Here is a 21,684-nt window from a genome sequence, read left to right on the forward strand (position 1 = left end):
CCGACGTGTCGGGGCAATTTGCGTCTGCTCGCACAGAAAGAAAGAACATTCTGGTCGACGGTCTGGTCACGGGGTATCTCGAAGCGGGACAGGGTGATCCGGTCGTCCTGCTGCACGGCGGCGAGTTCGGCGTCAACGCCGAGATCGCCTGGGAGAACAACATCGACGCACTCGCTCAACGGCATCGCGTGCTGGCCCTGGAGATGCTGGGGTTCGGCGAGTCCGCGAAGGTGATCGACTTCAACGACGGCCGCGGCATGCGGATCCGTCACATCGCGCGGTTCTGCGAAGCGGTCGGCGTCGAATCGGCTCACTTCGTCGGGAATTCGATGGGCGCGGTCAACCTCTTCGTCGACTCGACCTCGGAGTCGCCGGTGCTGCCGGTGCGCAGCATGGTGATGATCTGCGGCGGAGGCGAGATCCAACGCAACGAGCACTCGGCCGCCCTCTACGACTACGACGCCACCGTCGACGGAATGCGCAGGATCGTGGAGGCCCTCTTCTACGATTCGTCCTATCCTGCGGACGACGAGTATGTGCAGCGGCGATACCAGTCGAGCATCGCCCCCGGGGCCTGGGAAGCGCTGGCGGCAGCGAGGTTTCGCCGACCCGGTCTCGAACCACCGCCCCTGCCGTCGAGCAAGCGCGCCTACGACCGCATCACGGTGCCGACGCTGGTGGTCGAGGGCGGCGGCGACAAGCTGTTGCCGCGAGGCTGGGCGGCCGAGATCGCCGGCCAAATCGCCTCCGGCCGTTCGGCGGTGATCCCCGATGCGGGACACTGCCCACAGATCGAACAACCGGCGGCGGTCAACGACCTACTTCTGGACTTCCTGGCCGAGCAGCGCGAAGGAGCGGCGACATGACAGACGAATTGGCCGGCAAGGTCGCGATCGTCACTGGCGGCGCGTCCGGCCTCGGCGAGGGTCTGGCACGCCGATTCGCCGCCGAGGGCGCCAAGGTGTTGATTGGCGATGTCGACGTCGAGAGCGGTGTGGCGCTCGCGGCGGACATCGGCGTCAACGCGCACTTCGTCGAGGCCGATGTATCCGATATCGAGCAGGTGAGCGGGCTCGTGTCGACGGCGGTCGACCGCTTCGGTGGCCTGCACGTCATGGTCAACAACGCAGGAGTGTCGGGCACGATGCACCGGCACTTCCTCGACGACGACTTCGCGGACTTCCACAAGGTGATGGCCATCAACGTGCTCGCGGTGATGGCGGGGACACGCGACGCCGCCCGGCACATGTCCAAACACGGCGGCGGCTCGATCATCAACCTCACGTCGATCGGCGGCATCCAGGCCGGCGGCGGAGTGATGACCTACCGGGCGTCCAAGGCCGCCGTCATCCAGTTCACCAAGTCCGCGGCAATCGAGCTGGCGCACTACGAGATCCGGGTGAATGCCATCGCACCCGGCAACATCCGCACGGCAATCGTGCGCAAGTCGGCGGCAGGGGAGGACCTCGAGAAGCTCGAGCAGTTCGAGGCCAAGATCCGTGAGCAGATGCGCAACGACCGTCCGCTCAAACGCGAAGGCACCATGGAGGACGTCGCCGAAGCGGCGCTCTACTTCGCGACGGATCGCTCGCGCTATGTCACCGGGACTGTGCTGCCCGTCGACGGCGGCACGGTGGCGGGCAAGGTGATCGCGCGTAAGCCGAAAAGCGACTAGCGGCCGTCGTCCACCCGATCGATGTGTTCGCAGACCAGTCGGGGGTATCGGCCGCGGTCGGGACGGAAGATGTCGTGGGGCGAATCGTTGAACTCGACGAGACGTGCGTCCGGAAACAGCATCCGGTAGCGCGACCACTGCTCATCGCCGACGAGGAAGCGTTCGCTGCTGCGCACGGCCAGCAGCGGAAGTTGCTGTCGGGCAAGGGGTTCCCATAACGATCGCAACTGCGCGGCTCCGAACGTCTTGTTAGCGGCATCCTCGTCGAGCCGCTCGCTGACCGGGGTCCCGCGCCAGCGGCCGCCGAGCAGGCGGCGCGAGATCTCGGGCGTCAGCACCTTCTCCTCGGGCACGTAGTCGCCGATCGCGATCGACCGGACCCGCTCGACGTTGTCGATCGCCCACATCAGCGCATAGGTCGTGCCCCTGGAGAACGTCACTACGTGCACCGGGCCGTCGGTGACGGCGTCCACCACCGCCCCGATGTCGGTGCTCAACGTCGGGGCGTCGTAACCCGCCGCCGGCGCACCGCTTCGGCCGTGCCCCCTGAGGTCGATGACGACGGTCCTGCGGCCGAACAGCGTCAGGATTTCGGCGTAGTCGTCGGCGACACATGTCATGCCCGGCACGAACACGACCGGCGCGCCGCGATCGTCACCGCCGGAGTCGAGGTAGTGAATGCGCGCGTCGCCGTTGTGGATGAACCGCGAATCAGCCATGGTCCCGGGGACTCTATGCGTCCGCGGGCGAGATCGGCGCGAAAGGTTCCAAAAATTTAAATCAGTCGCTTGACTTAACTGCTGTGACGGGGTTCACTGAGCGGGTGACCACAGCCAGCAGGCCTGTTCGCACCGAGCGGGCCTCCATCACCCGCGAAGCGATCCTGGCCGCGGCCGAGCGGCTGTTCGCCGAACACGGGGTTTACGCCGTGTCCAACCGGCAGGTCAGCGAGGCGGCCGGGCAGGGCAACAACGCCGCGGTCGGCTACCACTTCGGCACCAAGGCGGACCTCGTCCGTGCCATCGAACAGAAGCACCGGGTGTCGATCGAGCGACTGTTGGCCCGCATGGTGGCCGACACCGGCGATTCCACGGAACTGCGCGACTGGATCGCATGCATGGTGTGCTCGCTCACCGAGCATCTCGATCAGCTCGGCAACCCGACGTGGTACGCGCGCTTCGCAGCTCAGGCGCTGGCCGACCCCGCGTACCACAAGATCGTCGTGAAGGACGCCCTCGCATCGCCGTCGCTCGTTGCGGTCGTCGATCGCATCACGCGCTGTCTGCCGGACCTGCCGGTCACCGTCGTCATGGAGCGCAACATCATGGTGCGCAACCTGATGATGCACACGTGTGCAGATTTCGAGCGAGCATTCGCCGAGGGCACGGCGATGCCCCGTACCACCTGGCGCTCGGTGGCCACAGGTCTCATCGACGCGATCGTCGGGCTGTGGCAGGCGCCGATCACGGAGCAGCCGTGAAGGTCAGCGTCGACCAGGACAAGTGCGTGTCCTCGGGGATGTGCGTCATGAACGCCGGCGAGGTGTTCGACCAGCGCGACGACGACGGCGTCGTGGTGCTGTTGATCGACGAGCCCTGTCCCGACCTGGCCGAGGAAACCCGAAAGGCGGCCGCGGCGTGCCCTGCCCTGGCCATCCACATCGAGGAATGACGGAGATTTGATGTCAGAGACCCTTGCCGCAGAACAGGTTTCGGCCGATGTTCCCGAGTATCCGATGGAACGTGATGCGCGGTGCCCGTTCGCGCCTCCGCCGCCGGTTCTCGAGATGGGCGAGTCCAAGCCGCTGTCGCGAGTGCGGATCTGGAACGGCACCACACCGTGGCTGATCACCGGGCACGAGGTGGCGCGGGCGCTGTTCTCGGATTCGCGCGTCAGTGTCGACGACCGTCGCGAGGGCTTCCCGCACTGGAACGAGCACATGCTCTCCACGGTGTACAAGCGGCCACGGTCGGTGTTCACCTCGGATGCCGAGGAGCACACCAGGTTCCGCCGGATGCTGTCCAAGCCGTTCACGTTCAAACGTGTCGAGGGCCTGCGCACCGCCATCCAGGAGGTCACCGATCAGTGCATCGACGAGATCCTCGCGGGCCCGCAACCCGCTGACATCGTCGCGAAACTCGCACTGCCCGTGCCAACCAAGGTGATCAGCGAGATGCTCGGCGTCCCCTACGAGGACCATGAGTTCTTCCAGCACCACGCCAACGTCGGACTGGCCCGGTACGCCACCGCCGAAGAGGGCCAGAAGGGGGCGATGAGCCTCCACAAGTACCTCATCGACCTGGTCGAGACGAAGATGGAGCAGCCGTCCGAGGATGCCGTCTCCGACCTGGCCGAGCGGGTGACCGCAGGCGAGATCAGCGTCAAGGAGGCCGCCCAGTTGGGCACCGGTCTGTTGATCGCCGGCCACGAGACGACCGCGAACATGATCGGCATCGGCGTGCTCGCCCTGCTCGAGAACCCCGAACAGGCTGCGCTCCTTCGTAATTCCAACGATCCGAAGTTCATCGCAAACGCCGTCGAAGAGCTGATGCGCTATCTGTCGATCATCCAGAACGGCCAGCGCCGGGTGGCGATCGAGGACATCGAGATCGCCGGCGAGACGATTCGCGCGGGCGAGGGCATCATCATCGACCTCGCGCCGGCGAACTGGGACGCGGCCGCGTACCCGGAACCCGACAAACTCGACTTCACCCGAGATGCCGGCCAGCAGCTGGGCTTCGGGTATGGCAGGCATCAGTGCGTCGGGCAGCAGCTCGCGCGCGCCGAACTGCAGATCGTGTTCCACACGCTGCTGCGTCGCATCCCGACGCTCGCGCTGGCGATCCCGTTCGACGAGGTGCCCTTCAAGCACGACCGCCTCGCCTACGGCGTCTACGAACTTCCGGTGACCTGGTAGTCACCGAGCCCTTGGCCCACAGCCCGATTGGAGTACCAACGATGTCCACCCCAACAGTGCAGAGCACTCTCTACCCACCCGAGGGCTTCGGCGCACCCAAGTACCGGCAGGGCCACTCGACCGGCACCGTGGTAGGGCTTCCCGCGGGCACTGAGATCTTCTCCGCCGACAACCACATCTCGGTCGCCGACGACATCTTCTACGACCGCTTCCCCGAGGAACTCAAGGGAGCGGCGCCGCGCATCTGGTACGAGGACGGGGCGTACATGGTCGGCATGAGGGGCAGGGCGTGGACCGGTGGGGACTTCGGCCGCGTTCTCATGCAGTACGACGACCTCGCCGGCGCCGCCTCGAACAACATCGAGGCACGCATCCGCGAACTCAAAGAGGACGGTATCGACAAGGAACTCGCGTTTCCGAACGCGGTGCTGGCGCTGTTCCACTATCCCGACAAGGCCCTGCGCGAGCGGGTGTTCCGGATCTACAACGAACACATCGCCGATCTGCAGGAGCGCTCAAAGGGGCACTTCTACGGCGTCGGGTTGATCAACTGGTGGGACCCGAAGGGCACCAGGAGCACTCTGGAGGAGCTGAAGTCGCTGGGGCTCAGGACGTTCCTGCTGCCGCTCAACCCTGGTAAGGACGACGAGGGCAACATCTACGACTACGGCAGCACCGACATGGACGCCGTCTGGGACGAGATCGAGGAGGCCGGGCTGCCGGTCAGCCACCACATAGGCGAGACGCCGCCGAAGACTCCGTGCCAGAACAACAGTGTCGTGGTCGGCATGATGGTCAACGTCGACTCGTTCCGCGAACAGTTCGCCAAGTACGTGTTCTCCGGAATCCTGGACCGGCATCCGAAGCTGCGCATCGGCTGGTTCGAAGGCGGGATCGCCTGGGTGCCAACGGCGCTGCAGGACGCCGAGCACATGCTGGCCTCCTACCGGCACATGTTCAACCACGAACTCGAGCACCCGATCAACCATTACTGGGCCGACCACATGTGCGCCTCGTTCATGGTCGATCCGCTCGGTCTGCAGCTCGTCGACCGCATCGGCGTCGACAACGTGATGTGGTCGTCGGACTACCCGCACAACGAGAGCACGTTCGGCTATTCCGAAAAGTCGCTGGCGTCGGTCGTGGAGACGGTGGGCCCGGAGAACGCGGTGAAGATCGTCAGCACCAACATCAAGAACTTCCTGGGTGTCTCGTGACGACATTCGCCTCCGGCTCCGCACTGCTCGACATCCCCGACCTACCGGATCGCGCCAGGATGTACCGCGAATGCGGTGCCCGGCTGCGAGACGCCATGACGGACAAGGGCGTCGACGTCCTCGTGCTGCTCGGCAACGGGAACGTGGTGTACGCGACGGGCGCAAGCTGGCCGCTGCTGGACGCCGGCCTGTCGCACGTCGAGCGACCGATCGCGGTCGTTCTCGCCGACGACGAGCATCCGCACCTCTACATGCCGTTCCGTGAGGGCAGCTCCTTCGATTCCGAACTGCCCGACGATCATGTCCACGGCCCGCTCTACCTCGAATTCGACGAGGGCGTCGACCATTTCGGGAAGGTGCTGGCCGAACTGGTACCTGCAGGTGCCTCGATCGCGGTCGACGAACTGACCGGTGCGATGCGCAGGGCGTCGGACCGGCTGTTCCCTGGCGGCCCACCGTCGGACGCCGCGCAGGTGGTCGGTCCGGCCAAACTCGTCAAGACCGTCGATCAGATATCAGCGATCCGAAAGGCCTGCCGCATCACCGAAGAGGCCGTCGTCGACGTGCAGCGTTCGCTCGCCCCCGGCGTGCGGCAGATCGACCTGTCGGCCGCATTCGTCAGGCGCGCTTTCGAACTCGGCGCGACGGCCAACATGCTTGAGGCCATCTGGCAGGTGATGCCGACAACCAAGAACAGCGGTTCGGTCTGGACCACCACCGGTGATCTGGCGCTGCCGCTGCTGACAACCGAGAAGGAACTGGCGAAGGGCGATGTGCTCTGGACCGACGTCAGCATCACCTACGAGGGGTACTGCTCCGACTTCGGCCGTACCTGGCTGGTGGGCGAGAAGCCGACGCCGCGCCAACAGGCCCAGTTCCACAAATGGCGCGAGATCCTCGACGCGGTCCTCGCAGTCACCAAGGCGGGAGCGACGTCTGGTGATCTCGCGCGGGCGGCCGTCGCAGCCAACGGCGGTGCGAAACCGTGGCTTCCACACTTCTACCTGGGTCACGGCATCGGCACCAACGCGGCCGAGATGCCGATGATCGGAACGGATCTGGGCCAGGAGTTCGACGACAACTTCGTCTTCCCGGCGGGCATGGCGCTCGTGCTCGAGCCCGTCGTCTGGGAGGACGGCACCGGCGGTTACCGCAGCGAGGAGATCGTGATCATCACCGAAGACGGGTATCAGTCCATCACCGACTATCCCTACGCGCCGTACGGGGTGGCCTCGTGAGCGACGAGATCCTGCCCGACGATCCGGCTCTGCGCACCAGCCGCCGTGAGCGTGCACTGGCTCAGATGGAGGCCAACGACCTCGACGTCCTCGTACTCGGACGGCAGGCCAATGTCCGTTATGTGACCGGGGCTCCGCAGCTGTGGGTGGCCGGCACCCGTCCGTTCGCGCCGATCTGCGTGGTGGTCCGGGCGACCGGCGAGATCCACCTCAACAGCAGCTGGGATGAGGGCATGCCCGAGGAGATCGGGCACGATCATCTGTACGGCCTGGCGTGGAACCCGATGACGCTCATCGAGGTCCTGAAGAACATCACGGGCGCCGCCGAGGCCAAACGCGTCGGAACCGACGCGCTCTCACCGACATTCGGCCAGCTGCTGCCGATGGCGTTCCCCAACGCCGAACTCGTCGACGGTGAGGTCGCGATGCGCGCCGCGCGCCGGATCAAGACCGCCGAGGAGATCCGTGCGCTGCGCGGTGCTCTCAAGGTCGCGGAGGACGGCCTGGCGGCCGCGGTCGCCGAACTCGCGCAGGGCGTCACCGAGCAGGCGCTGACGGGCGTGATGCTGGAGGCGATGGCTGCAGGCGGCGTCAGCACATCGGCGACGCAGGACGGCGCGTGGATAACGCCGCGCGAGCAGTCGTGGCGGGTGGGCAAGCGCGACCGCAAGGTTGCCGATGGCGACCTGGTGGCCTTCGCGGCCGGCGCGCTGGCCGACGGTTACGTCGGCGAGGTCGGACGCACCTGGCCGGTGGGCAATGTGAAGGGCGCCGACGCCCTGTTCGGGCGTTCGAACCGACTGTGGGACAGGCTGGTTGCGGCATGCCAGCCCGGAGCGCTTGCCAGCGATCTGTTCGCCGCGTACGACGCCGCGGGTGAGCCGTTGCCCCCGATGCCGGTCGCGCACGGTCTCGGCCTCGGGTTCGATCCGCCGGTGATCTCTCCAGATCTGGCGAAGACGTCGGCCGATGAGCGCCTGGACCCGGGCTCGGTGCTGGCCGTTACGACCTACGTGTGGGAAGCCGGCGTCGGTGCGGTGTTCCGCCGCGATGCCGTGCTGGTCACCGACTCCGGACCCGAGGTGCTCACCGCGAGCCCATCGCCGGCACAGGCCGCCGCCGGAATCAGCTGAGGAGAATCAATGTCTGAGAACGGAAGTCGGCCGTCCCCCGAAGAGCTGATCGTCTACGAGAAGGACCCGAAGACCAAGATCGCGACGATCACCTTCAACCGTCCCGAGTACCTGAACGCGCCGACGTCGTTGGCGCGGCTGCGCTACGCCGATCTGCTGCGCGCGGCGACCGTCGACAACGACGTCAAGGTCGTCGTCATCCGTGGCGTCGGCGACAACCTCGGCAGCGGGGCCGACCTCCCGGAGTTCATGGAGGGCTACGACAACACCGACCTGCGGCTCGCGGAGTTGCGTCTCGAGGACGAGGGCGTCGGCGACGTGAAGTATCCGCCTGCGGGCACCTTCCGCAGCGGTGCGACGATCAGCGCGTGGTACGCCAACGTGCAGGCGGGTAACCGCCCGTTGCAGGAGCTGAAGAAGATCAGCATCGTCGAGGCCAAGGGCTACTGCTACGGCTGGCACTTCTACCAGTGTGCCGACGCCGATCTCGTGATCTCGTCCGACGACGCCCTGTTCGGTCATCCGTCGTTCCGTTACTACGGGTGGGGACCGCGGATGTGGACGTGGATCCAGATGATGGGGCTGCGCAAGTTTCAGGAGATGGTCTTCACCGGACGGCCGTTCACCGCCGCCGAGATGTACGACTGCAACTTCCTCAACAAGGTGGTGCCGCGCGATCAGCTTGAGGCCGAGGTCGAGAAGTACGCCATGGCGTGTGCGCGTAACCGGCCCGTCGACACCGTCTTCCAGCAGAAGATCTTCTTCGAGGTCTACAAGCAGCACCAGGGCGAGTACATGGGCAGCCTGTTGTCCGCGTTCTTCGAATCCATGGGAAGCGGTGTGGCCAACGACGATACGGATGACCTCGACATGATGGAGGCCATCGACAGCGGATTGGCGGGTGCCGTCAACGACAACGACAGCAAGTTCCCGCCGGACTTCCGGCTGAGCAAGTCGAACCGCAAGAAGGACAAGTAACAGACGGCGCGCACGCGAGGAACACAATGGTTAACGCGCCGCTGAACGGCTACACCGTCGTCGATCTGTCCGTCGGCATCGCGGGTGCCTACTGCACCAAGCTGCTGGCCGACGCCGGCGCCACGGTCATCAAAGTCGAACCGCCCGAAGGTGATCCACTGCGCCGGTGGTCGGCGTCAGGCGCCGAGATCGCGCCGGGTGGCGACGGTGCGTTGTTCAGCTTTCTGGCCTGTTCGAAGCACAGCGTGGTGGCCGACCCGGAGTCCGACCTCGACTACGTCAACGCGTTGCTCGGCAGCGCCGATGCCGTCGTCTGGTCGCGTGGTTCGAACGTCGCGGAGCACGTCGTGTTCACCCCCGCCGCGGTCCGGTCGGCGCACCCCCACCTGACCGTCACATCGATCACGCCGTTCGGGTTGGACGGCCCCTGGGCAGAGTGTCCCGCAACGGAATTCACGCTGCAGGCGTGGTCCGGGGGGATCGTCGGCCTCGGCCGTGGTTCGGCCGACCGCGCGCCGGTCTACGTCGGCGGACAGGTTGGTGAATACCTCGCCGGGGCGTACGCCAGCGCCGCGACGCTGGCCTCGCGATTGCGGGGTGGCGCGGAACTGGTCGACGTGTCGATGCTCGAGACCCAGATCCTCGGCCTCACGTACTACCCGGTGGCCTACTACGAGATGCTCGGCAGGCCGTGGCGGGATGCGCGGCGGCTGACTGTGCCGGGTATCGCCCGCGCCAAGGACGGCCTGATCGACATCGGCTGCGGCACCGCGCAGCAGTGGTTCGACCTGTGCGCCATGACCGGCCATCAGGACTGGATCGACGAGGACTCGCCGCTGTCCATCACGGAGCAGGCCACCGAGAAGGCCGACGAGCTCTACGCGTGGGTCGACAGTCACACGGTCGACGAGATCAGGGACCTGGCGACCGCGTTCCGGATCCCGAACGCCCCGGTCGCCAACGGGGCCAACATCATCGGACTCGACCACTTCGTCGAACGCGGGTCTTTCGTATCGAACCCCCGCGACGGTTTCGACCAGCCCGGCCCGCCCTATCGGACGACGCCGGCGCTGCTCGACGCGCCAGGGCCCGCGCCCCGGCTGGGCGAACACACCGACTTGTATCGCCGAAATAGCATTCCGGGTCGCGAAATCGGTGATCCAGCGACCCGGAATGCTATCTCGGCGAGGACGGGGTTGCCGTTCGATGGGTTGCGCGTACTCGACATGACGACCTTCTGGGCGGGGCCGTCGTGCACACACATCCTCGCGATGCTCGGCGCCGAGGTCATCCACGTCGAGTCGACGCGACGACCCGACGGCACCCGGCTGATCGCGGGCATACCGGTCACCGAGGAGCTGTGGTGGGAGAAGTCGCCGATCTTCTCGGGGCTCAACACCAACAAGAAGGGGTTGACGCTCGACCTGCAGAGCGACGCCGGCCATGACCTGCTGAATCGGTTCATCGCCACCTGCGACGTGATCGTCGAGAACTTCACCCCACGAGTCGTGGACCAGATCGGACTCGATTTCGCTGCCGTGCAGGCCATCCGGCCCGACGTCGTGATGCTGCGGATGCCCGGATTCGGGCTCGACGGTCCGTGGCGCGACAATCCCGCCTTCGCCTACGTGATCGAGGCGGCGTCCGGGATCAGTTGGGTGACCGGCTATCCCGACCGCAACCCGTACGAGCCCTATTCGGTCGGTGACCCGAACGCCGGCATCCACGCGCTGAATGCGCTGCTGATCGCCCTGGAACATCGGCGTCGCACCGGGCAGGGCGTGCTCGTCGAGGCCGCGATGGTCGATGCCGCGATCAACGTCGCCGCCGAACAGGTCATCGAGTACTCCGCCTACGGTGCGCTGCTGGAGCGCGACGGCAACCGGGGGCCGACCGCGGCACCGCAGAACCTGTACCGCACCAACGAGATCGACGAGTTCGGCCGCGCGGACTGCTGGGTCGCAGTCGCTGTGGCAACCGACGAGCAGTGGGTTGGCCTGTCGGAGGCCGTCGAGCGCCCCGACTGGGCGGCCGACCCCGAGTTGAGCACCGCCGCCGGCAGGCGTGCAGGTCACGACGCCATCGACGGATATCTCGCCGTGTGGTGTGCGGATCGCACCGGCGACGAGATCGTCGCCGCGCTGTGGGAGCACGGTGTGCCGGTGGCCAAGGTCTTGCAGCCGCACCGCCAGACCGAGATTCCCCAGCTGGCCGCCCGCGGCTTCTTCGAGGACGTCGGGCATCCGGTCAACGCCCGTACGCCGCACAGCACGCTGCCGTTCCGGATGTCGCGTGGTCCGGAGCGCGTCCACGTCGAGCCAGCCCCGCTGCTCGGCCAGCACAACCACGAACTGTTGGCCGAACTCGGGCTGACCGCCGACGAGATCGCCGACCTCGAGGCCGGGGGCGTGATCGGCAATGCCCCGGCGATGGGGCCAAGCAAGGCGAAAACGGGCTAGCCTCGACCGATGGCTATCGATCCGTCCAACATCCTGCTGACCGACCGTGTCGCGGTGGTGACCGGCGGGGGAGCAGGGATCGGGCGCGGCGTCGCGGCGGGACTCGCGGCATTCGGGGCCTCGGTGGCCATCTGGGAACGTGATCCCGACACCTGCGCATCGGCTGCCGAAAGTATTGGCGCACTGGGGATCGTCGTCGATGTCCGCGACAGCGAGCAGGTCGACGCGGCGCTGCAGCGCACCGTTGACGAACTCGGCGAGGTGTCGATCCTGGTCAACAACGCGGGCGGTACCTTCAAGGCGCCGCTGCTGGAGACCAGCGAGAACGGCTGGGATGCGCTGTACCGGAGCAACCTTCGTCATGTGCTGCTGTGCACCCAGCGGATCGCCAAGCGGCTGGTCGCGGCAGGCCTCGGCGGCAGCGTCATCAACGTGACGTCGATCGAGGGAGTGCGGGCAGCGCCGGGCTTTGCGGCATACGCGGCGGCGAAGGCCGGCGTCATCAACTTCACCAAGACCGCCGCACTGGAATTCGCGCCGCACGACATCCGAGTCAACGCACTGGCTCCGGACCTGACCGTCACCGAGGGGCTCATGCAGCTGTCGCCTGGGCTCGACCCGGCGAATCAGCGGATGATTCCGATGGGCCGAGCCGGCCATGTCGACGAAATCGCCAGCGTCGCAGTCTTTCTCGCGTCCCACATGTCGGGCTACATCACCGGGCAGACGATCCACGTCGACGGGGGTACACAAGCGTCGTGCGGCTGGTATCACCACCCGGAGACCGGCGAGTATCAGCTGGGGTAGCGCTTATCGGGTTGATCGCACGCTAGTGCGTCCAGCCTTCGGCGATCTGGTCCTCGAAGGCGCGGTCGATGCGCTCGAACCTGCGCTGGATCGACGCCCGCGCGGCCTGGTGCGGAACGATGTAGAGCCGATTGGCCAGGATCGCATCGGCCGTCAGGCGTGCGACGTCCTCCGCCCGCACCTCCGGATCGGTCGAGTCCATCGGCAGTTCCTGAGCGGACGACGACGGTGGTCCGTAGTCCGAGCTCCTGACGCGTTCACTGTTGGCCATCAAATCGGTCGCCACGATCATCGGACAGAGCACCGAGACTCCGATGCCATTGGCCCGCACCTCGCGTTGCAGCGTCTCGGCCAGCGCGACGACGCCGTACTTCGCCACGCAATACGGACCGAGCCCCACATTCGGGATCAGCCCGGCGAACGACGACGTGAACACGATGTGGCTGTCGTCCTCCTGCGCGATCAGCCGGGGCAGGAACGCCTCGACGCCATGGATCGGGCCCCACAGATCGACGTCGATCACGAAGCGCCAGTCGTCGTGGCTGGTGTCGACTATCGAACCGGCATACGCGATACCGGCGTTGTTGAACACCACGTGCACAGTGCCGAACACGTTGAAGGCCTCGTCGGCGAGGTGCACGACATCGTCGAGCTTGCGGGTGTCGCATACCACGCCGTGCGCGTCGACCCCGTCGCCGCGCAGCGTCGAAACCGCGTCGTCCAGCGCGGTCTCGTTGATATCGGCCAACATCAGGCGCGCGCCGCGTCGGGCGAACTCCTTCGCGGCGGCCAAGCCGATTCCGCTGGCTCCTCCGGTGATGACTGCGTTGCGCCCTTGGTAGTGGTCCACGGCGCGAACACTATGCGGTCAGGCGGAGTCGGTCGGGCGAATCCACGTGGGATCGCCCAAATGGGTGCGGATCGCGCCCCACGGATCGGCGTACTGTCCCGGTGCCTTCCAGTACACCCCGCGCCGTTTCATCACCGCACGCACGATCGGCGTGATGAGGCCCGCCGGATAACGCTTCCATCCGAAGACGTCGGCGAGTTCGGCCATCATGTCGGACCACGAGTAGTGCTGGAACTGCAGTGCTTCCTGCGCGCGGGTGGTGTCCATCCAGTCGGTCACGAACCAGTCCGTCGCGCTCGAGGGGTCACCGAGTCGCCCCGGTGCGAACGCGCCGGGCATCCCCAACGCCGCGACGAGGTTCGAGGAGAGGTCGCCGTAGCAGGTCCGGTGCGAGTCGTCGCCGGCGATCAGGAGGATCTCGTGCGCGACGTCCGCGGTGGTCGCCGCCGCGCAGGCCCACGCGACGTCTCGGACGTCGACGGTCTGCACCCGGTTGTCGCTCGGCAGCGCACTTTGGAACACCATGGCGTCGGCGCTGAGCGGCAGCGCCGACAGATCGCTTGTGAGCACGCCGCCGAACCGCAGCACCACCCATTCCAGGCTCGACGATTGCACGATCTCTTCGGCCTCCGCTTTGGTGCCGCTATAGATGTCGCAGGGCCGCATCGGGTCGTCCGCGGTCAGCGGCGACGGAGTCAGATGCGGGTTGCGGGGGCCGAACACCGCATTGCTGGACGCGTGCACGAACCGGGGCGGGTTCGGTTGCGCCTCGGCGATGCGGACCAGCGTCGCGGTCGCGTCGACGTTGACTCGACGCGCCACCTTGGGGATTCGATAGATTGCGGGGGCGATGATCGCCGCCAGGTGGATGATCGCGGTCGGGGCGATCTCGGACACCAGGTGCTGGACCTGATCGGCGTCGGTGAGGTCGGCCCAGCGGAACTCGGCGCCGGCGGGAAGTTTCGCCGCGGTCTTGCGGTTGGCCGGCGTATCGAGATCGGCGGCGATGACCCGCCGACCGTCGGCGGCGAGGCGGCGCACGGTTGCGGAGCCAACCAGGCCGAAGCCGCCCGTGACGAGCACAGCGTCCGACATTTGGCCCCCAACCTGCGGATATGACATTCTCTTTTTACGAAAGTAGCATACTCGGATCACCGGCTTGGTAGCCGGCCGCGAGAAGTGGGAACACGGACGCCATGAGCAACGGGGTGGACAAGCCAGAGGTCGCCAAATGGGATCCCGGGTTCACCCGGCAGATCGTCAACCGGGTCGGCCCACTCATCAAGCGCTATTTCCGCGCTGAGGTGCGCGATCTGGATCGGATGCCCGCAGCAGGCGGCGCACTCGTCGTCTCCAACCACTCCGGCGGCATGTTCACCCCCGACGTGCTGGTCTTCGCGCCCGAGTTCTACAAGCGGTTCGGCTTCGACCGTCCGGTCTACACACTCGGCCACGACGCGATCTTCGTCGGCCCGGTCGGGGACCTACTGCGTCGGGCGGGCGTCATCGAGGCGAATCGGGACAACGCCGCCCAGGCACTGCGCGACGGTGCCCTCGTGTTGGTGTTCCCAGGAGGCGACTACGACGCGTACCGCCCGACCTTCACCGAGAACGTCGTCGACTTCAACGGCCGTAAGGGCTACGTCAGGACGGCGATCGACGCCGGGGTGCCGATCGTGCCGATGGTCTCGATCGGTGCGCAGGAAACCCAACTGTTCCTCGCCCGCGGCGACTCGCTCGCCCGGCGAATAGGGCTCAACCGGCTGCGGGCCGACATTCTGCCGATCAGCGTCGGCTTTCCATTCGGTGTCTCGGTGTTCTTCCCGCCGAACGTGCCGTTGCCGTCGAAGGTCGTCACCCGGGTGCTCGACCCCATCGATATCGCGGCCGAGTTCGGGGACGACCCCGACATCGACATGGTCGATCTGCATGTCCGGGCCGTGATGCAGGAGGCGCTCGACGAACTCGCCCGCGAACGCCGCTTTCCTGTGCTTGGCTGACGCATCGTGGCCGACTCTCTAGGACTCCTGCAGACTCTCTGGCGCGCACGACTGATCGCCCCGATGCGTCCGGACCGCTATCTGCGCATGGGCGCGGCGGTGCGCAGGGCCGGGATGACCGCCACCGTGGGATTCGCCACGGCTGCACAGCGCTGCCCCGACCGCCCCGGGCTGATCGACGAGCGCGGCACGTTGACGTGGCGCGAGCTCGACGACCGCTGCGACGCGTTGGCCGCCGCACTCCAAGAGGTCGGGCCCCCGAAAACCATTGCGGTGATGTGCCGTAACCACCGCGGATTCATCGAGGCGCTGGTCGGTTCCAACCGGATCGGCTCGGACGTGCTACTCCTCAACACATCCTTCGCGGGCCCCGCGTTGGCGGAGGTCGTCGAACGCGAGGGCGCCGACGCCGTGATCTACGACGAGGAGTTCACCGCGATCGTCGACCGGGCGCTCGAGGGCAGGCCCGACACCACACGCATCCTGGCCTGGACCGATCGCACCGACGTCGCGCTGACCGTGGACAACTTGATCGAACGCCACCACGGCCAACGGCCCAAGCCCAGCGAGCGCAAGAGCGACATCATTCTGCTCACCTCGGGGACGACGGGAACGCCCAAGGGTGCCAAGCGTTCTGCGGGCAGCGGCGGTACGGGTGACCTGAAGGCGGTGCTCGACCGCACGCCGTGGCGCGCCGAGGAGCCGATCGTCATCGTCGCGCCGATGTTCCACGCGTGGGGCTTCTCGCAGTTGTTGTTCGCGGCGCTGCTGGCCTGTCCGATCGTCACGCGGCGCAAGTTCGATCCCGAGGCGACGCTGGACCTGATCGACCGTTACCAGGCGACGGGCCTCGCGGTGGTCCCGGTGATGTTCGACCGCATCATGGATCTGCCCGACGAGGTGCGCAACCGCTACAGCGCCAAGTCGTTACGCTTCGCCACGGCATCGGGATCGCGGATGCGCCCCGATGTGGTCATCAAGTTCATGGATCAGTTCGGTGACGTGATCTACAACAACTACAACGCCACCGAGGCTGGAATGATCGCGACCGCGACACCGCAGGATCTTCGCGCGGCGCCCGACACCGCCGGAAAACCCGCTGACGGCACCGAGATCCGAATCTTCGACCAGGACTTCAACGAGGTGCCCACCGGCGAGGTCGGGCAGATCTTCGTTCGCAGCGGCACCCTGTTCGACGGGTACACCACCGGCACGACCAAGGATTTCCACGACGGCTTCATGGCCTCGGGGGATATGGGTTACCTCGACGCGGCCGGCCGACTGTTTGTGGTGGGCCGCGACGACGAGATGATCGTCTCCGGTGGCGAGAACGTGTACCCGATCGAGGTCGAGAAGACGCTGGCGGCGCACGCCGACGTGGCCGAGGCCGCGGTTCTCGGAGTGGACGACGAGCAGTACGGGCAGCGGCTCGTCGCGTTCGTCGTGCTCGAGCCGGGTGCGTCGACCACACCGGAGGAGCTCAAGCAGCACGTACGGGAGAACCTCGCGAATTACAAAGTGCCGCGCGAGATCACGGTGCTCGACGAGTTGCCGCGCGGCAGCACCGGAAAGATCCTGCGCAACGAACTGCGCCCGTGACCTAGCTGGCCGCGGGTGCGGGCGCCATCGCGGTGTCGACGGTGCGCAGTCGTGGCAGGCCGGCGGCCGACCGGATTTCGGCCAGCCCGTGGATCATCGCGTCGGTCGCCTCATGGATATCGTCGAACGTCTGATCGTCGGACAGTATGGAGATGTCCACCTGGTCGACGTAGCTCCACACCGTCATGTTGAAGGCGCTGCCCGCCGAGAGCACGCCGATCGAGTAGATCTCGCTGACCGGCGCGCCGCCGATGTGGCCACGCTCGCGCGGACCGGGAACGCTGGACACCGCGACGTTCATGAGCCTGTTGTGCGCGGCGCGCTTGGCCTGCCAGCGCAGCACCGCCGGGGTCAGCGGCGGCGGCAGGTACTCCATCAGCTGACCCTGCAGCTTCGGCCCGAGAAGTTCGTAGTTCTCCTTCGCGCGCGCCGTCGACAACGAGGTCAGCCGCACCCGCTCGAGCGGATCGTCGATGTGGACGGGCAAGGACACCGACAGTCCGCCGATCTCGTTGCCTGTCACGCGATCCGGTGACAGGTCGGTGCTGACGGGCACCGATGCGATCAACGGTTGGTCGGCACGGCCGTCGTAGCGCAGGAGCAGTTCGCGGAGGCCACCGGCTGCGGTGGCCAGCACTATGTCGTTGAACGTGACGTCCAGCCGCTTGGCCGTCTCCTTGACATCGGCCAGCGACAGCGACGCGGTGGCGAACGTTCGCCCCGGGGAGATGACATGGTTGAGGAACGTCGGTGGGGTCTGGAACATCTTCGCCAGATCGGGATGGTCGCTGCGTTGTTTCGCGCGGCGCCGCAGCCGGGCGGCTCCCTCGGCTGCATCGCGCGCCAGTCGTGGCAGCGCGGCGACGTGTGCGACGTGGTCGCGCATCGCTTCCTTGACCAACTCGTTCGGCGACGGCGGTTCGCACGTGGCGTAGGCGTCACGTTCGTCTTGCGCCGATCCCGTGAGGTCCATCAGTCGGGCGAGCAGATTGGCCGACGCCACCCCGTCGGCCAGGGTGTGGTGCACCTTGCCGATGAGCGCGAAACGGTCGTCGGCCATGCCCTCGGCGAAGTGGAACTCCCACAACGGCCGCGTGCGGTCCAGCGGTGTGCTCGCGATCCGGCCGATCACCTGATCGAGTTCGCGGCGGCCGCCGGGCGCGGGCACCTCCACGCGGCGCAGGTGATAGTCGAGGTCGACCGGGCAGTCCTCCAACCACATCGGGTGATGCAGTTTCAGTGGGATGTCGACCAGCCGGTACCGCAGCGGGTCGAGCAGGTGCAGCCGCCGGGCGATGGTCCATCGGAAGACATCGAAGGTGAACTCGCCGTCATAGTCGGCCGCGTGGACGATCGCCACCTTCAGGGTGTGGGTGTGGAGATTCGGCGTCTCGCTGTACAACAGCATCGCGTCCATGCCATTGAGTCGCTTCACATCCCACCCCACCCCTTCGGCCGGGTCGACCCGCGCCGTGGGGTCCATGCAACCACCGTCCGCCCATGATCGGGGGCTTTCCGCGAATGACCTATGCGCTGATCGCGTCCAGCGCCGCGCGCGTCTCCAGATCGATGAACGCCGCCGAATACCGCTGCGCCAGCGTGACCGAGATGGCCGCGCTCTGCCAGGCATCGCCGCCCGACGACGTCGCCATCCAGATGGCCAGCCCGTGGGCGACTGACGCGCGGTAGCGCAGCCACACCTCGTCGGCGCTCGGCATCTCATCGGCGGGCAGCGCGAGCGCGTTGCGGTACTCCTCGAGCAGGTCGCGCTCGGCCGTGCGGCGGTCCTCGATGGTCAGCGCGCCCTGCAGAAAGTAACCGAGGTCCAGCGACCAGTTGCCCCGGCGGGCCATCTGCCAGTCGAGGAACCCGACTTTGTCGCCGGGGGAGTCGTCGGGCAGCACATAGGTGTTGCCGATGTGGGGATCGCCGTGCAGCAACGTCTGCACAGAGGTGGTGAGGGTGCCGATGTAGCGCGCCCAGATGTCGACGAAGAGCTCGGTTCCGCTGAGCGCGAGAATCTCCGGCGCCACGGTGTCGCCCAGCCGTTCATGGGCGATGTGCAACGGCGCGTATTGCATGCCCTCGAATGCGACGAACGGCTCGAGCCAGCCCAGCGCGGGATCGGCGGTCACGCGTTCGCCCCAGAACCGACTGTGCATCCTGGCCAGGCCGCGGACTCCGCTGGCCGCCTGGTCGATCGTCAGCGGCCGGGTCGAGTCGCGCGGATCGGCGCCGCGCGCGACGACATCCTCCATGATCATCACGAAGTCCGAGCGATCTTCATCGATGAGCGCGGTGTAGACGGTCGGATGATCGAGCGGTAACTCGACGCCGCAGGTGAACAGCCGCGGCTCGTGATAGAGCCCGCTGGTCAATGCGACGAGCTCGGCATGGTCGGGGTCGACCGCCTTGGCGAACACCGTCGCAGGCCCCGAGCCCTCCGCGTACGTCAGCGCCAGGCGCGCACGCCGGTTGGTGCCGTCGTCGCGCAGTGCGACGCGCACATCGTCGACGACGGCACCCGGATGGTGACGCGACAGCGCCACCGTCATCCAGTCCGGGGTGATGTCATCCCAGCCGCGCGGCAGCGACAGCTCCGCGACAGTCACTGTGGGATGCCCTACTTCAGGCAGCTGCCGCCATCGACCGGCAGCGTCACGCCGGTGATGTAGCGCGCCTCGTCGGACGCCAGGAACAGCACCGCGTTGGCGATGTCCTCGGGCTCGACCCAACCGATCGGCAGCGTGTGCATCAGCTGTCCGACGACCTTCATGTCGTCCGGGCCCGGGTTCTCCAGGTCGGGACGGAACAGCTTCATGGTCGGCTCGTTCATGAACAGCGGAGTGTTCACGTTCGTCGGATGCACCGAGTTTACGCGGATGTTCTGCGCGCCCAGTTCGACGGCGAAGGTCCGCATCAGGCCCACCACACCGTGTTTGGCGGCGACGTAGTGGCCGGTGTGCGGGTAGGCCTTCAGGCCGCCGACCGAACTGGTCAGGATGATCGAGCCGCCGCGACCGCCGGCAAGGATATGCGGCACACCGGCTTTCACGGTCTTCCACACACCGCCGAGATTGACGTCGATCATTGCGGTCCAGTCGGTTTCGCTGGTCTTGTCCAGCGTCTGACCGCCGTTACCGATGCCCGCGTTGGCGACGATGATGTCGAGCCGACTCAACTGCTCGACGCCCGTGTCGACCGCCGCCTTCAAGGCGTCGTAATCGCGGACGTCGACCTCGGCGGTGTAGATGCGGCGGTTGTGGCCCTTCACCAGATCCGCAGTCTCGGCCAGATCCTCGGGCGTCGACGGCTCGATCAACTCGACGGTGTCGACCTTCTTGCAGATGTCGACGGCGATGATGTCGGCGCCCTCCTGCGCCAACCGCACCGCATGCGCACGGCCCTGTCCACGCGCCGCGCCGGTGATGAACGCGACCTTGCCCTCTACACGACCTGCCATGTCTTTCAGTCCTTCTGGTGTTGTTGGGTCATCTGATTCAGGAAACGAAGGTCGGCATGGCTTCCCAGCCACGGACCGCCGTCGTCGGAGACGGACGCACGTTCGCCCAGTCGACCTCCCACGTCGGGAACCGTTTGAGGATCTCCTCGAGGGCGATGCGGCCCTCCAAGCGCGCCAATGCATTACCCATGCAGAAGTGCGTACCTGCGCCGAATGTCAAGTGCGAGTGCTGCTCTCGATGGATGTCGAAGATGTCACCATCCGGCGGGAAGCGGCGGTGGTCCCGGTTGGCAGCGCCGACTAGAAGCAGCATCGCGCTTCCCTCCGGCACGGTTTGGCCGTGGTGCTCGGTGTCGCGTGCGACGTATCGCGCCATCTGCAGTGCCGGTGGCTCCCAACGCAGGATCTCTTCGATCGCCTGTGGAATCAGAGCCGGGTTCTCCACGAGTTCGCGGCGCTGGTCGGGATAGTCGGCCAAGGTCTTGCCCGCCCAGCCGATCAGCCGCGTGGTGGTCTCGGCTCCGGCGGTGGCTATCACCGTGAGGTACATGAGCAGCTCGTCGCGGCGCAGCCGTCGCACCGTGCCTGTCTCGTCGGTGAATTCGGCGTTGAGCAGGTCGGTCATGATGTCGTCGGAGGGATGCTCCGCGCGGTAGTCGATGAACTCGGCGAACACCTCACCGGACGCCATCAGTGTCTGCTCTCCCTGGAGCGTGGCTTCGCCGTGGTCGGTCACCCGCCGTTGGTCTTCCTCCGGGATGCCGAGCAGCATTCCGATGACGCGCATCGGCATCTGCTCGCCGAGGTCGTTGACGAAGTCGAACTTGCCCGTGCCGATCAACGGGTCGAGGCAACGGGAGGTGAACTCGCGGATCTGCGGCTCGAGCGCGGCTACCTTGCGCGGCGTGAACATCCGCGACAACAGATTGCGCTGGATGTTGTGCAGCGGCGGATCTTCGAAAATCAGTGTGCCGGGCGGGATCTCCATCCCCGACTTGATGATCTCGAGCAGCGCGCCCTTGCCGGAGATGAACGTCTCGTGATCGATCAGCGCCTTGTTGACGTCCTCGTAGCGACTCAACGCATAGAAGTCGTGCTTGTCGTTGTAATACAGGGGTGCTTCTTCGCGGATGCGGGCGAACACCCGGTACGGGTTCATATTGAGTTCGACGCTGTACGGGTCGTAATACAACTCGTCCGTTTGGACGTCGGAGTTCTCGGCACTGATCGTCACGGGGTCGCCTCTCGCTGGACCAGGGATGTGTAAGACAAATGGCTGTCTTTTGTCTCACAACTCTGGCATCGGCGACTCAATGGTGTCAACAACAGACTCGTTTCGGGCAATTTA

General features: G+C 66.3%; 20 protein-coding genes. 13 read left to right on the forward strand and 7 right to left on the reverse strand.

Annotated features, from left to right (window positions below; genetic code table 11):
- Positions 1-5: 5 nt before the first annotated feature.
- On the forward strand, positions 6-866 hold the full coding sequence (locus G6N43_RS11380; protein WP_083154755.1) for an alpha/beta fold hydrolase: 861 nt from the start codon (positions 6-8) through the stop codon (positions 864-866).
- A complete protein-coding gene (locus G6N43_RS11385) occupies positions 863-1,675 on the forward strand; it encodes an SDR family NAD(P)-dependent oxidoreductase (protein ID WP_083154624.1) in 813 nt (270 codons plus the stop codon). Before G6N43_RS11380 ends, G6N43_RS11385 begins: the two co-directional genes overlap by 4 nt.
- Here G6N43_RS11385 and G6N43_RS11390 read toward each other — a convergent pair.
- Positions 1,672-2,394 (reverse strand): alpha/beta fold hydrolase, encoded by a 723-nt coding sequence (locus G6N43_RS11390; RefSeq protein WP_083154630.1) that lies wholly within the window; start codon positions 2,392-2,394, stop codon positions 1,672-1,674. The genes G6N43_RS11385 and G6N43_RS11390 overlap by 4 nt on opposite strands.
- Before the next feature lie 83 nt (positions 2,395-2,477).
- Here G6N43_RS11390 and G6N43_RS11395 point away from each other — a divergent pair, with 83 nt between their 5' ends.
- From G6N43_RS11395 to G6N43_RS11435, 9 genes are read left to right on the forward strand one after another with little or no spacing between them, the layout of a single operon-like run.
- Entirely contained in the window at positions 2,478-3,155 is a 678-nt protein-coding gene (locus G6N43_RS11395; RefSeq protein WP_083154633.1) for a TetR/AcrR family transcriptional regulator, read from the forward strand.
- Positions 3,152-3,346 (forward strand): ferredoxin, encoded by a 195-nt coding sequence (locus tag G6N43_RS11400; RefSeq protein WP_083154636.1) that lies wholly within the window; start codon positions 3,152-3,154, stop codon positions 3,344-3,346. The genes G6N43_RS11395 and G6N43_RS11400 overlap by 4 nt, the downstream gene beginning before the upstream one ends.
- 10 nt (positions 3,347-3,356) lie before the next feature.
- Positions 3,357-4,592: a cytochrome P450 gene (locus tag G6N43_RS11405; protein ID WP_083154639.1), complete on the forward strand. Its 1,236-nt coding sequence runs from the start codon at positions 3,357-3,359 to the stop codon at positions 4,590-4,592.
- 41 nt (positions 4,593-4,633) lie between these two features.
- Entirely contained in the window at positions 4,634-5,809 is a 1,176-nt protein-coding gene (locus tag G6N43_RS11410; RefSeq protein WP_083154641.1) for an amidohydrolase family protein, read from the forward strand.
- A complete protein-coding gene (locus G6N43_RS11415) occupies positions 5,806-7,047 on the forward strand; it encodes a M24 family metallopeptidase (RefSeq protein ID WP_083154643.1) in 1,242 nt (413 codons plus the stop codon). The genes G6N43_RS11410 and G6N43_RS11415 overlap by 4 nt, the downstream gene beginning before the upstream one ends.
- Positions 7,044-8,180: a M24 family metallopeptidase gene (locus tag G6N43_RS11420; RefSeq protein ID WP_083154645.1), complete on the forward strand. Its 1,137-nt coding sequence runs from the start codon at positions 7,044-7,046 to the stop codon at positions 8,178-8,180. Before G6N43_RS11415 ends, G6N43_RS11420 begins: the two co-directional genes overlap by 4 nt.
- Positions 8,181-8,189: 9 nt before the next feature.
- Complete coding sequence (locus tag G6N43_RS11425) at positions 8,190-9,158, forward strand: enoyl-CoA hydratase/isomerase family protein (protein WP_083154647.1); 969 nt, start codon at positions 8,190-8,192, stop codon at positions 9,156-9,158.
- 26 nt (positions 9,159-9,184) lie between these two features.
- The gene (locus tag G6N43_RS11430) at positions 9,185-11,617 is read left to right on the forward strand and encodes a CaiB/BaiF CoA-transferase family protein (RefSeq protein ID WP_083154648.1); all 2,433 of its coding nucleotides are present in this window, start codon (positions 9,185-9,187) and stop codon (positions 11,615-11,617) included.
- Positions 11,618-11,626: 9 nt separating this feature from the next.
- On the forward strand, positions 11,627-12,424 hold the full coding sequence (locus tag G6N43_RS11435; protein ID WP_083154649.1) for an SDR family NAD(P)-dependent oxidoreductase: 798 nt from the start codon (positions 11,627-11,629) through the stop codon (positions 12,422-12,424).
- 22 nt (positions 12,425-12,446) lie between these two features.
- Here the strand turns inward: G6N43_RS11435 and G6N43_RS11440 are convergent, their stop codons facing one another.
- Positions 12,447-13,274, reverse strand: coding sequence for an SDR family NAD(P)-dependent oxidoreductase (locus tag G6N43_RS11440; RefSeq protein WP_083154651.1), 828 nt, complete (start codon positions 13,272-13,274; stop codon positions 12,447-12,449).
- 18 nt (positions 13,275-13,292) lie between these two features.
- Complete coding sequence (locus G6N43_RS11445) at positions 13,293-14,369, reverse strand: NAD-dependent epimerase/dehydratase family protein (protein ID WP_083154653.1); 1,077 nt, start codon at positions 14,367-14,369, stop codon at positions 13,293-13,295.
- Between the two features lie 101 nt (positions 14,370-14,470).
- Here G6N43_RS11445 and G6N43_RS11450 point away from each other — a divergent pair, with 101 nt between their 5' ends.
- Entirely contained in the window at positions 14,471-15,274 is an 804-nt protein-coding gene (locus G6N43_RS11450) for a lysophospholipid acyltransferase family protein (RefSeq protein WP_083154655.1), read from the forward strand.
- Between the two features lie 63 nt (positions 15,275-15,337).
- Positions 15,338-16,873, forward strand: coding sequence for an acyl-CoA ligase FadD12 (gene fadD12, locus G6N43_RS11455; protein ID WP_234810174.1), 1,536 nt, complete (start codon positions 15,338-15,340; stop codon positions 16,871-16,873).
- A 1-nt stretch (position 16,874) separates the two neighbouring features.
- On the opposite strand, the gene G6N43_RS11460 is transcribed toward fadD12, so the two are convergent.
- The 4 genes from G6N43_RS11460 to G6N43_RS11475 form a co-directional block, all read right to left on the reverse strand.
- Complete coding sequence (locus tag G6N43_RS11460) at positions 16,875-18,308, reverse strand: WS/DGAT/MGAT family O-acyltransferase (protein ID WP_083154757.1); 1,434 nt, start codon at positions 18,306-18,308, stop codon at positions 16,875-16,877.
- 91 nt (positions 18,309-18,399) lie between these two features.
- The gene (locus G6N43_RS11465; protein WP_083154660.1) at positions 18,400-19,485 is read right to left on the reverse strand and encodes a phosphotransferase; all 1,086 of its coding nucleotides are present in this window, start codon (positions 19,483-19,485) and stop codon (positions 18,400-18,402) included.
- 11 nt (positions 19,486-19,496) lie between these two features.
- Positions 19,497-20,336: a mycofactocin-coupled SDR family oxidoreductase gene (locus G6N43_RS11470; protein WP_083154662.1), complete on the reverse strand. Its 840-nt coding sequence runs from the start codon at positions 20,334-20,336 to the stop codon at positions 19,497-19,499.
- Between the two features lie 37 nt (positions 20,337-20,373).
- Entirely contained in the window at positions 20,374-21,570 is a 1,197-nt protein-coding gene (locus tag G6N43_RS11475) for a cytochrome P450 (protein ID WP_083154664.1), read from the reverse strand.
- Positions 21,571-21,684: the final 114 nt, after the last annotated feature.

Source organism: Mycolicibacterium moriokaense (genome assembly GCF_010726085.1).
GTDB classification, from domain to species: domain Bacteria; phylum Actinomycetota; class Actinomycetes; order Mycobacteriales; family Mycobacteriaceae; genus Mycobacterium; species Mycobacterium moriokaense.